9 protein-coding genes and 4 tRNA genes are annotated in these 11,544 nt (G+C 50.2%); 1 reads left to right on the top strand and 12 read right to left on the bottom strand.

Annotated elements, in window-relative coordinates:
- Positions 1-30 precede the first annotated feature (30 nt).
- The 12 genes from rpoB to AC6I8L_RS01175 all read right to left on the bottom strand — a co-directional run bounded on the left by rpoB (position 31) and on the right by AC6I8L_RS01175 (position 9,914).
- Positions 31-4,059, bottom strand: a complete 4,029-nt coding sequence (gene rpoB, locus AC6I8L_RS01230) for a DNA-directed RNA polymerase subunit beta (protein WP_034828907.1) — start codon at positions 4,057-4,059, stop codon at positions 31-33.
- Positions 4,060-4,387: 328 nt separating this feature from the next.
- Positions 4,388-4,750 (bottom strand): 50S ribosomal protein L7/L12, encoded by a 363-nt coding sequence (gene rplL / locus AC6I8L_RS01225; RefSeq protein ID WP_034828906.1) that lies wholly within the window; start codon positions 4,748-4,750, stop codon positions 4,388-4,390.
- A 66-nt stretch (positions 4,751-4,816) separates the two neighbouring features.
- The gene (gene rplJ, locus AC6I8L_RS01220; RefSeq protein WP_034828904.1) at positions 4,817-5,314 is read right to left on the bottom strand and encodes a 50S ribosomal protein L10; all 498 of its coding nucleotides are present in this window, start codon (positions 5,312-5,314) and stop codon (positions 4,817-4,819) included.
- A 351-nt stretch (positions 5,315-5,665) separates the two neighbouring features.
- Positions 5,666-6,370 (bottom strand): 50S ribosomal protein L1, encoded by a 705-nt coding sequence (rplA, locus tag AC6I8L_RS01215; RefSeq protein ID WP_058962191.1) that lies wholly within the window; start codon positions 6,368-6,370, stop codon positions 5,666-5,668.
- A 3-nt stretch (positions 6,371-6,373) separates the two neighbouring features.
- Positions 6,374-6,802, bottom strand: a complete 429-nt coding sequence (gene rplK / locus AC6I8L_RS01210; protein WP_034828899.1) for a 50S ribosomal protein L11 — start codon at positions 6,800-6,802, stop codon at positions 6,374-6,376.
- A gap of 147 nt (positions 6,803-6,949) precedes the next feature.
- A complete protein-coding gene (gene nusG, locus AC6I8L_RS01205; RefSeq protein WP_010616908.1) occupies positions 6,950-7,495 on the bottom strand; it encodes a transcription termination/antitermination protein NusG in 546 nt (181 codons plus the stop codon).
- Position 7,496: 1 nt separating this feature from the next.
- Positions 7,497-7,880, bottom strand: a complete 384-nt coding sequence (gene secE / locus AC6I8L_RS01200; protein ID WP_039381824.1) for a preprotein translocase subunit SecE — start codon at positions 7,878-7,880, stop codon at positions 7,497-7,499.
- Between the two features lie 227 nt (positions 7,881-8,107).
- A complete protein-coding gene (gene tuf / locus AC6I8L_RS01195) occupies positions 8,108-9,292 on the bottom strand; it encodes an elongation factor Tu (protein WP_058962192.1) in 1,185 nt (394 codons plus the stop codon).
- A gap of 107 nt (positions 9,293-9,399) precedes the next feature.
- Positions 9,400-9,475, bottom strand: a tRNA-Thr gene (locus tag AC6I8L_RS01190).
- Between the two features lie 5 nt (positions 9,476-9,480).
- Positions 9,481-9,555, bottom strand: a tRNA-Gly gene (locus tag AC6I8L_RS01185).
- Between the two features lie 190 nt (positions 9,556-9,745).
- A tRNA-Tyr gene (locus AC6I8L_RS01180) sits at positions 9,746-9,830 on the bottom strand.
- Positions 9,831-9,838: 8 nt separating this feature from the next.
- A tRNA-Thr gene (locus AC6I8L_RS01175) sits at positions 9,839-9,914 on the bottom strand.
- 645 nt (positions 9,915-10,559) lie between these two features.
- Here AC6I8L_RS01175 and coaA point away from each other — a divergent pair.
- Positions 10,560-11,510 (top strand): type I pantothenate kinase, encoded by a 951-nt coding sequence (gene coaA / locus AC6I8L_RS01170; protein ID WP_034828892.1) that lies wholly within the window; start codon positions 10,560-10,562, stop codon positions 11,508-11,510.
- Positions 11,511-11,544: the final 34 nt, after the last annotated feature.

Here is an 11,544-nt window from a genome sequence, read left to right as displayed (position 1 = left end):
GCGCGTCCCGTAACCAGTACTTACGAGTGCTTACTCGTCTTCCAGCTCGATGTTGATACCCAGCGAGCGGATCTCTTTCAACAGTACGTTGAAGGATTCCGGCATGCCCGGTTCCATCTGATGGTTGCCATCGACGATGTTTTTATACATCTTCGTACGGCCATTCACGTCATCAGACTTAACGGTCAGCATTTCCTGCAGGGTATAAGCAGCACCGTATGCTTCCAGTGCCCACACTTCCATCTCACCGAAGCGCTGACCACCGAACTGCGCTTTACCACCCAGCGGCTGCTGAGTAACAAGGCTGTACGAGCCAGTTGAACGGGCGTGCATCTTGTCGTCGACCAGGTGGTTCAGTTTCAGCATGTACATGTAACCTACGGTTACCTGACGCTCAAACTGCTCACCGGTACGGCCGTCGAACAGAGTGATCTGACCGGAAGAAGGCAGGCCGCCGAGCTGCAGCAGCTCTTTGATCTCGCTCTCTTTCGCACCATCAAACACTGGCGTTGCGATTGGCATACCTTTTTTCAGGTTCTCAGCCAGACGCAGAACTTCGTCGTCAGTGAAGGTGTTCAGATCGACTTTCTGACGCACATCGGTGCCCAGATCGTAAGCACGCTGGATGAACTCACGCAGTTTGGCGACTTCTTCCTGCTTCTTCAGCATCGCATTGATTTTCTCACCAATGCCTTTAGCCGCCATACCCAGGTGGGTTTCCAGGATCTGACCGATGTTCATACGTGACGGTACGCCCAGCGGGTTCAGTACGATATCGACCGGCGTGCCGTTCTCATCGTAAGGCATATCTTCGATCGGGTTGATCTTAGAGATAACACCTTTGTTACCGTGACGACCTGCCATCTTGTCACCAGGCTGGATCTGACGTTTAACCGCCAGGTACACTTTCACGATTTTCAGCACGCCTGGTGCCAGGTCATCGCCCTGAGTGATTTTGCGGCGTTTAGCTTCGAGTTTCTTCTCAAACTCGTGCTTCAGCTCGTCATACTGCTCAGCCAGCTGCTCGAGAGAGTTTTGCTTCTCTTCATCAGTCAGGCCCAGTTCCAACCAGCGCTCACGTGGCAGTTTGTCCAGCTTCTCAGCTTCAACACCACCCGAGATCAGTACAGCCTGAATACGGCTGAACAAGCCCGCTTCGAGGATCTGCAGTTCTTCCGACAGGTCTTTCTTAGCCTGCTTCAGCTGCATCTCTTCGATTTCCAGCGCACGTTTGTCTTTTTCTACGCCATCGCGAGTAAAGACTTGAACGTCGATAACCGTACCGGAAACACCGTTAGGAACACGCAGAGAAGAGTCTTTAACGTCAGACGCTTTCTCACCGAAGATCGCACGCAGCAGTTTCTCTTCTGGCGTCAGCTGGGTTTCGCCTTTTGGCGTCACTTTACCGACCAGAATGTCACCACCGGTCACTTCCGCACCGATATACACGATACCGGATTCATCCAGTTTGGAGAGTGCAGCTTCACCCACGTTCGGGATGTCAGCGGTGATCTCTTCTGGCCCCAGCTTAGTGTCACGAGACACACACGCCAGTTCCTGGATGTGGATAGTGGTGAAACGGTCTTCCTGGACAACACGCTCAGAAACGAGGATGGAGTCTTCGAAGTTGTAACCGTTCCATGGCATGAACGCCACGCGCATGTTCTGACCCAGCGCCAGTTCACCGAGATCGGTAGACGGGCCATCTGCCAGCACGTCGCCACGTTCGATTGGCTCACCCAGGGACACACATGGCATCTGGTTGATGCAGGTGTTCTGGTTAGAACGGGTGTACTTGGTCAGGTTGTAGATGTCGATACCCGCTTCGCCCGGATACATCTCATCTTCGTTAACTTTGATAACGATACGAGAAGCATCAACGTACTGAACGGAACCGCCACGTTTCGCTACGGCAGTTACACCGGAGTCAACCGCTACTGCGCGTTCCATACCCGTACCGACCAGCGGCTTATCAGCGCGCAGAGTTGGTACTGCCTGACGTTGCATGTTCGCACCCATCAAGGCGCGGTTAGCATCATCGTGCTCCAGGAATGGAATCAGTGACGCACCGACTGAAACGACCTGTTGGGTCGAAACGTCCATGTAGTCAACTTGATCACGACTGAACAGGCTTGATTCACCTTTGCTACGGCAAGTGACGAGATCGTCAACAAAGCTACCGTCTTCAGCAAGGTTGGTGTTCGCCTGAGCGATAACGTAGTTACCCTCTTCGATTGCAGAGAGGTAATGAATTTCATCACTCACTTTGCCATCTACCACGCGACGATACGGAGTCTCAAGGAAGCCGTATTCGTTAGTCTGCGCATAAACAGAAAGGGAGTTGATCAGACCGATGTTCGGACCTTCTGGCGTTTCGATTGGGCATACACGACCGTAGTGGGTTGGGTGTACGTCACGCACTTCGAAGCCTGCACGCTCACGCGTCAGACCGCCTGGGCCCAGGGCAGAGATACGACGCTTATGCGTGATCTCAGACAACGGGTTGTTCTGATCCATAAACTGGGACAGCTGGCTTGAACCGAAGAACTCTTTCACCGCCGCCGAAATAGGCTTGGCGTTGATCATGTCCTGAGGCATCAGGGTATCGAGGTCGCCCAGAGACAGACGCTCTTTAACAGCACGCTCAACACGCACCAGACCCACACGGAACTGGTTCTCAGCCATCTCACCGACTGAACGGATACGACGGTTGCCGAGGTGGTCGATATCATCGACTTCGCCAATACCGTTACGGATGCCGATCAGTTTCTTCATCACTTCGATGATGTCGTCTTTGCTCAGGATACCTGAACCTTCGATTTCATCACGCAGCAGTGAACGGTTGAACTTCATACGGCCAACTGCAGACAGATCGTAACGATCTTCTGAGAAGAACAGGTTCTCGAACAGGTTCTCTGCAGCTTCGCGCGTTGGCGGCTCACCAGGACGCATCATACGGTAGATCTCAACCAGCGCGCTCAGGCGATCGTTGGTTGGGTCAACACGCAGGGTCTCTGAAATGTATGGGCCGTGATCCAGGTCGTTGGTGAACAGCGTTTCAATGCGTTTGTGGCCTGACTGGCTCAGTTTAGCCAGCAGATCCAGTGAAAGTTCCATGTTCGCAGGAACGATCAGTTCACCGGTGTTCAGATCGACGTAGTCTTTAGCGACCACTTTGCCAGCGATATATTCGACTGGCACTTCAATGTGCTGAATACCGTCTTTTTCCAGCTGACGAATATGACGCGCAGTGATGCGACGACCTTTCTCAACGTAGACCGTGCCATTGGCTTCGATATCGAAGCTGGCGGTTTCACCACGCAGGCGCTCAGGCACCAGTTCCATCTGCAGTTTGTTATCGCGGATTTCATACACCACTTTATCAAAGAACAGATCGAGGATTTGTTCAGTGGTGTAGTGCAGCGCGCGCAGAATGATACTGGCCGGCAGCTTACGGCGACGGTCAATACGGACGAAGAGGTTGTCTTTCGGGTCGAATTCGAAGTCGAGCCATGAACCGCGGTAAGGGATGATACGTGCGTTATACAGCACTTTACCAGACGAGTGCGTCTTACCCTTATCGCTGTCAAAGAACACGCCAGGACTACGATGCAGCTGAGAAACAATAACACGCTCGGTACCGTTGATAACAAAGGTACCGTTGTCGGTCATGAGTGGAATTTCACCCATGTACACTTCTTGTTCTTTGATGTCTTTTACGGTGCCTTCCGGCGCTTCACGCTCGTAGATCACCAGACGCAGTTTCACGCGCAGCGGTGCCGAATAGGTCACGCCACGGATCTGACATTCAGTTACGTCAAAGACCGGCTCGCCCAAACGGTAGCTGACATACTGCAACTCAGAGTTGCCGCTGTAGCTTGAGATTGGGAATACGGAGCGGAAGGCAGCTTCCAGACCGTATTGGCCTTCTGGATCTTGCTCGATAAACTTCTGGAACGAGTCAAGCTGGATAGAAAGGAGATAAGGTATGTCCAGAACTTGTGGACGTTTACCAAAATCCTTACGAATACGTTTTTTCTCGGTATAGGAGTAAACCATAGGGTTCCTCAGCTAGCTGACATGTCGAACCACGCTGTCCGTCCTGAAGGGACAGTTCATGCAACACTATTTTGTTTTTCATGCGATGCGGTGCACCCCATGCAATACATCTTTCTATCACTCTTAAATCATTTCATCGCCGTTGTGCAGGCAGGGAACCCTCACAGGAAAGCGATATATTAAGTCGTCGATAGAAAAAGATATTGAAGAGAAACAATGGACAAACAGTGCGAAACGCCATCGTTCCCCTGTAGCGCAAAAAGGCTGGTGACCAAAAAGTCACCAGCCATCAGCCTGATGTTACTCAGGCTGCAACCCGAAGGTTTTCTTACTTAACTTCAACTTCAGCGCCAGCTTCTTTCAGCAGTGCTTCCAGAGCAGCTGCGTCATCTTTGCTGATGCCTTCTTTGATAACACCGGTAGCTTCAACCAGGTCTTTAGCTTCTTTCAGGCCCAGACCAGTTGCAGTACGAACTGCTTTGATTACGGCAACTTTGTTAGCGCCAGCAGCTTTCAGAATTACGTCGAATTCAGTTTTCTCTTCAGCAGCTTCAGCTGGGCCAGCAGCAACAGCTACAGCAGCAGCAGCAGAAACGCCGAATTTTTCTTCCATAGCAGAAACCAGCTCAACTACTTCCATTACGGACATAGCTGCTACTGCTTCCAGAATTTGATCTTTGGTGATAGACATATCGATTGTTCCTAAAAAACAGAAAAAGTTTATACGTTAGCAAGTACGAAGGAAAAGAAGATGGCCTTAAGCCGCTTCTTTTGCATCGCGTACAGCAGCCAGAGTGCGAACCAGTTTGCCAGCAGCGGCTTCTTTCATGGTCGACATCAGACGTGCCAGTGCTTCTTCGTAAGTCGGCAGAGTTGCCAGACGGTCAATATTGGCCGCCGTGATCAGCTCACCTTCAAAGGCTGCAGCTTTGACCTCAAATTTTGCATTCGCTTTCGCGAACTCTTTGAACAGACGAGCAGCAGCGCCCGGGTGTTCCAAAGAGTATGCAATCAGGGTCGGACCAACAAACGTGTCTTTCAGGATCTCAAACTGAGTTCCTTCAACGACGCGGCGCAGCAAGGTGTTGCGAACAACACGCATGTAAACGCCAGCTTCACGACCTGCTTTACGCAGTTCGGTCATTTTATCAACGGTAACGCCACGGGAATCCGCAACAACCGCTGAAAGCGCGCCTTTGGCTACTTCGCTAACTTCAGCAACAATCGCTTGTTTGCCTTGAAGATTTAATGCCATTAGCTTTTGCTCCTGGATTTGACCGGGAAAGATTTCCCGGAACTCACTTCACTCAGCTACCCGAAGGCACTGAGCGCTATTACACGGTGAGCAGAATCCAGCGAAGAAAAAATTCTTTTTGGTTCTGTCACCGTCTACGCAGGGTATTAAGCAAGCTATCCGAAGATAATCCCGCTCCTGCGGTCTTGGACGGAGGCCAGGATAAGGCCTGGCTCCAACCTAAGCCATTGATGAATTAGGCAATTACGCTTTGTTAATCAGTGGCTTTGAATCTGGGTTCTGAATTGAATGACCAATCAGAACAACGGGCGTAAGATTCTAGATGAATTTTTCGCCCGTTTCAAGCAGCAATTAGTTTGCTGCTGCGCTCAGACCAGCCTGGTCAACGGCAACGCCGGCGCCCATGGTGGTAGAGATGCTAACTTTCTTGATGTACACGCCTTTAGCCTGTGAAGGTTTCGCTTTTTTCAGCGCAACCAGCAGAGATTCCAGGTTTTCTTTCAGTTTGTCAGCGTCGAAGTCCACTTTACCGATGGTAGTGTGGATGATGCCGTTTTTGTCGTTGCGATAACGAACCTGACCTGCTTTAGCGTTTTTCACTGCTTCAGCAACGTTAGGGGTTACAGTACCCACTTTCGGGTTTGGCATCAGGCCGCGTGGACCCAGAACCTGGCCCAACTGGCCAACAACGCGCATTGCATCTGGAGATGCGATAACAACGTCAAAGTTCATTTCGCCTTTTTTGATCTGGTCAGCCAGATCTTCCATACCTACCAGCTCAGCGCCAGCTGCTTTAGCAGCTTCTGCGTTTGCGCCTTGGCTAAATACAGCAACACGTACTGAACGACCAGTACCGTGTGGCAGAACAGTCGCGCCGCGAACGTTCTGATCTGATTTACGTGCATCGATGCCGAGGTTAACAGCAACGTCAACGCTTTCAACGAACTTAGCAGTTGCCAGTTCTTTCAGCAGAGCAATAGCTTCAGCGATGTCGTACTGCTTGGTCGCGTCAACTTTGTCACGGATTACGCTCATGCGCTTGGTCAGCTTAGCCATTTCTTAATCCTCTACTACCAGGCCCATGGAACGTGCAGTACCTTCGATAGAGCGAGTCATCGCTTCTACGTCAGCACCAGTCATGTCCGCAGCTTTAGTTTCTGCGATTTCACGTACCTGAGCACGAGAAACTTTACCGACTTTGTCTTTGTTCGGCTTACCAGAACCAGACTTGATGCCTGCTGCTTTTTTCAGCAGTACAGCAGCCGGAGGGGTTTTGGTAACGAAGGTGAAAGAACGGTCGCTGTATACAGTGATAACAACTGGAGTAGGCAGGCCTTTCTCCAGAGATTCTGTTTTGGCGTTGAACGCTTTACAGAATTCCATGATGTTAACACCCTGCTGACCCAGTGCTGGACCAACAGGTGGACTTGGGTTCGCCATACCAGCTGCAACCTGCAGCTTGACGTAGGCTTGTACTTTCTTAGCCATGATAATTCCTCAAATGGGTTATAGCGCCTGAACACAGGCTCCCCGTGATTACGATTCACACGCTGTCACCAGCGCATAAAAACAAAAGGCGCGAAATTATAGGTAAATTTCGCGCCTTCTGCAAGAGCTAAAAAGTGAACAAAAGGGTTAACCTTTCTCCACCTGAGCAAAGTCGAGTTCGACTGGTGTTGCACGGCCAAAGATGGAAACAGAGACCTTCAAGCGGCTCTTTTCGTAATCCACCTCTTCGACCACACCGTTGAAGTCGGCAAATGGACCGTCGTTGACGCGCACCATCTCGCCTGGCTCGAACAGCGTTTTTGGACGCGGCTTATCACCCACCTGCTGCAGGCGGTTCATAATCGCATCGACTTCTTTATCACTAATCGGCGCAGGACGGTCAGAAGTACCGCCAATGAAGCCCATGACACGTGGTACGCTACGCACTAAGTGCCAGCTGGCGTCATTCATCACCATCTGGACCAGCACATAGCCAGGGAAGAACTTACGTTCGCTTTTACGGCGCTGGCCACCACGGATTTCAACGACTTCTTCAGTCGGCACCATGACTTCACCAAACAGCTCTTCCATGTTGTGCAGTTTGATATGCTCTTGCAGCGACTTCGCTACGCGGGCTTCAAAACCGGAGAACGCCTGAACGACGTACCAGCGTTTTTTTGGAGCTTCAGACATCTCAGAACCTCAGGCCAGTGATAAACGATACCAGACGGACCAGAATTCCATCCAGCCCCCACAAAATCAGTGACATCACGGCAGTGACCGCGGCAACGATTAACGTGGTGTGCAATGTTTCCTGGCGAGTCGGCCAAATGACCTTACGCATTTCGGTTCTTGCTTCACGAGCAAAAGCCACAGTCGCTTTGCCTTTGATAGTCAGCAACGCTATGCCACCTGCCGCAGCAATCAGTACTACGACAGCCAGCGCGCGCAGAGGCAGCGTAATGTCGCGATAGAGATAGTTGCCAACGATAGCGACTAACAGCAACGCGATGACAGCAACCCACTTTATCGCTTCCAGGCCGCGCCCGCTCCCTTGAGCTTCGGTATTCGCACTCATAAACCAACCTGCCACAATAATTCAGAAACAATTCTGCCCCGCAGAGCGAGGCATCCAAACCGAATGAGCTTTTGGGCGTAACTCGGTATCCGACGCCGTAAACCAGAGCCTGTCTCAGCAATGATTATGATCGAAAATCACTGATGAGCCAGGTTCTATGTAACAGCGTGCAAAAAGGGCATCAAATGATGCCCTTTCCATATGCATTGCGTCAAATGTTATCGCAATTAAGCGATAATTTCAGCAACAACACCCGCACCAACAGTACGGCCGCCTTCACGGATTGCGAAACGCAGACCCTGATCCATAGCGATTGGCTTGATCAAGGTAACGGTCATTTTTACGTTATCGCCTGGCATTACCATCTCAACACCTTCTGGCAGTTGAACGTCACCGGTCACGTCAGTAGTACGGAAGTAGAACTGAGGACGGTAGCCTTTGAAGAACGGAGTATGACGGCCGCCTTCATCTTTAGACAGTACGTAAACTTCTGAAGTGAACTGGGTATGTGGCTTGATGGTGCCCGGCTTAGCCAGAACCTGACCACGCTCGATATCTTCACGCTTAATACCGCGCAGCAGAATACCACAGTTCTCGCCTGCCTGACCCTGGTCCAGCAGTTTGCGGAACATTTCAACGCCGGTACAGGTAGACTTAACGGTGTCTTTCAGACCAACAACTTCAACTTCGTCGCCTACTTTCACGATACCGCGCTCAACACGACCGGTAACAACAGTACCACGGCCAGAGATTGAGAATACGTCTTCAATTGGCAGCAGGAACGGCAGGTCGATTGCACGTACTGGTTCTGGGATGTAGTTATCCAGGTGACCAGCCAGTTCAATGATCTTCTCTTCCCACTCAGCAACACCGTTCAGTGCCTGAAGAGCAGAACCGCGTACGATTGGAGTATCGTCGCCTGGGAAGTCGTATGCTGACAGCAGATCGCGAACTTCCATCTCTACCAGTTCCAGCAGCTCTTCGTCATCAACCATGTCGCACTTGTTCAGGAACACAATGATGTAAGGAACGCCAACCTGACGACCCAGCAGGATGTGCTCACGGGTCTGTGGCATTGGGCCATCAGTCGCAGCAACAACCAGGATCGCACCGTCCATCTGCGCAGCACCGGTGATCATGTTTTTCACATAGTCGGCGTGGCCTGGGCAGTCAACGTGCGCATAGTGGCGAGTCGGGGTTTCATATTCAACGTGAGAAGTGTTGATGGTGATACCACGTGCTTTCTCTTCTGGCGCCTTATCGATCTCATCGAATTTGCTTGCTTTACCGCCGTAGGTTTTAGCCAGAACGGTGGTGATCGCTGCAGTCAGAGTGGTTTTACCATGGTCAACGTGACCGATGGTGCCGACGTTTACGTGCAGTTTGTTACGCTGAAATTGCTCTTTAGCCATCGCTAGTCCCTCTAAGACACGGATATATCGAAGATATCATCATATCAACCAGGCAGGGCCTGACTGTTTGGTTTACAGAGAGAGAATCAGGAGAGAGATAAAGGAAGTGGTGCTGATACCCAGAGTCGAACTGGGGACCTCACCCTTACCAAGGGTGCGCTCTACCAACTGAGCCATATCAGCACATCTGGAGCGGGCAGCGGGAATCGAACCCGCATCATCAGCTTGGAAGGCTGAGGTAATAGCCATTATACGATGCCCGCGTCCTGGAACTCGGCTACCTGTTCTTTCTGTAGCTTATGAATAATAAAAGAAGACCTTCTATTATTCGAGCCTGCCAGAGTTTCTGGCTGACTTTGATTACGAAAATCCGCAATCTGAATTCGAAGGTGAGAGAGATGAACTCACCCGCCAGATAAAGATTTTATCTGACGCTCAACCAAGTGGTTGAGATGGTGGTGGGAGAAGGATTCGAACCTTCGAAGTCTGTGACGGCAGATTTACAGTCTGCTCCCTTTGGCCGCTCGGGAATCCCACCTACTTGATTGGTGCCGGCTACCGGAATCGAACTGGTGACCTACTGATTACAAGTCAGTTGCTCTACCAACTGAGCTAAGCCGGCATCAAGTGGAGCGCATTATGGGAAGACCGAGCCCAGGATGCAACAAAAAAATTGCCAAAACTGTTCTATCGCTTACTATTTGTGCAAAACATCGCAAACCGCTCATCATTTGCAGTATTTTCGTCCAAATGCAGTGTGTTTTTACGCCGCTGCACTAAGTGATTTACAGATGCTTATCGTGGTTTGGTCGTCGCACGCCAGAAGCACAACGCCATTTTTCATTTAAAAGTGCGTAACTTTTTTTATTGGTTCGGGTTTGATTGAACATTTTTTCAACTAACACAATGCAAGACGGGATTGTTCGTTAAGGGATGCCACTGTCGGCGTGTTAAAGAGGGAGGCATTATTGATTGTCTGAAGACGGCTCAACGTTGTCAGCGAGGGAAAATCTGAAAAGATTTTACGCGGCGCTACAGCAAAATCGATTGTAATAAGCGACTAAGCAATAATAAAAATGCGGGCACGCTTACGAAAGCGTGCTCAGGTTTATCAATTTGCTTCTTTTTAAAGTGACACTGGTGTTACCCTCCAGCCCATTGTTCTCGTTACTTACCCCCTATGACGTGCAACTGAGCTCGACGCATCATTGTATGCCAGACGCTACAAGATGTTGATGAGCCGGGATTTGCGGTCAGATGCATACTTATGAGTAAAAAAACGACACCACTCACTACACCCTATTTGCAGTTTGACCGTCAGCAATGGGCCGCCCTGCGCGACTCAGTGCCAATGACGCTCGCTGAAGGCGAAATTGAACGACTACGCGGTATCAATGAAGATCTCTCCTTAGAAGAGGTTGCTGAAATCTATTTGCCGCTCTCACGTCTGCTTAACTTCTATATCAGTTCTAATCTGCGCCGTCAGGCCGTGCTGGAGCAGTTCCTTGGCACTAATGGGCAAAAGATTCCCTATATCATCAGTATTGCCGGCAGTGTTGCTGTAGGTAAAAGTACAACTGCGCGTGTGTTGCAGGCGCTGCTTAGTCGCTGGCCAGAACATCGTAAAGTCGAGCTGATTACAACTGACGGCTTTTTACACCCCAATGCAGTGTTGAAAGAACGGGGGCTAATGAAGAAGAAAGGCTTCCCGCAATCTTACGATATGCATCGTCTGGTGAATTTTGTATCCGATTTGAAATCAGGTGCTAGTCAGGTCACTGCGCCAGTTTATTCACACCTTATTTATGATGTGATCCCGGATGGCGATAAGGTGGTACAACAGCCTGATATTTTGATTTTGGAAGGCTTAAATGTGCTTCAAAGCGGGATGGATTATCCCCACGATCCGCATCATGTATTTGTTTCTGATTTTGTCGACTTCTCAATTTATGTCGATGCACCTGAAGCATTATTAGAACGTTGGTATGTTAATCGTTTCTTAAAATTCCGCGAAGGCGCCTTCAGCGATCCAGATTCTTATTTCCACCATTATTCTCAGCTACCCAAAGATGAGGCGGAAAATATTGCTCGCGGGTTATGGAAAGAGATTAACTGGCTGAATCTCAATGAAAATATTCTTCCAACCCGAGAGCGCGCCAGCCTGATTATGACCAAATCTGCAGATCATGCCGTGCAAAGTGTTCGCTTGAGAAAATAATTTTTGATATTTAAACGCCCTTCTTTCCGAGGGC

The organism is Type-E symbiont of Plautia stali, assembly GCF_059731115.1.
This window is presented reverse-complemented; position numbering and strand designations above follow the sequence as displayed.

Bases quoted from the DNA above. Each gene is read 5' to 3' on its own strand.
- rpoB (WP_034828907.1), bottom strand. From the start codon at position 4,059: ATGGTTTACTCCTATACCGAGAAAAAACGTATTCGTAAGGATTTTGGT.
- rplL (WP_034828906.1), bottom strand. From the start codon at position 4,750: ATGTCTATCACCAAAGATCAAATTCTGGAAGCAGTAGCAGCTATGTCC.
- rplJ (WP_034828904.1), bottom strand. From the start codon at position 5,314: ATGGCATTAAATCTTCAAGGCAAACAAGCGATTGTTGCTGAAGTTAGC.
- rplA (WP_058962191.1), bottom strand. From the start codon at position 6,370: ATGGCTAAGCTGACCAAGCGCATGAGCGTAATCCGTGACAAAGTTGAC.
- rplK (WP_034828899.1), bottom strand. From the start codon at position 6,802: ATGGCTAAGAAAGTACAAGCCTACGTCAAGCTGCAGGTTGCAGCTGGT.
- nusG (WP_010616908.1), bottom strand. From the start codon at position 7,495: ATGTCTGAAGCTCCAAAAAAACGCTGGTACGTCGTTCAGGCGTTCTCC.
- secE (WP_039381824.1), bottom strand. From the start codon at position 7,880: ATGAGTGCGAATACCGAAGCTCAAGGGAGCGGGCGCGGCCTGGAAGCG.
- tuf (WP_058962192.1), bottom strand. From the start codon at position 9,292: ATGGCTAAAGAGCAATTTCAGCGTAACAAACTGCACGTAAACGTCGGC.
- coaA (WP_034828892.1), top strand. From the start codon at position 10,560: ATGAGTAAAAAAACGACACCACTCACTACACCCTATTTGCAGTTTGAC.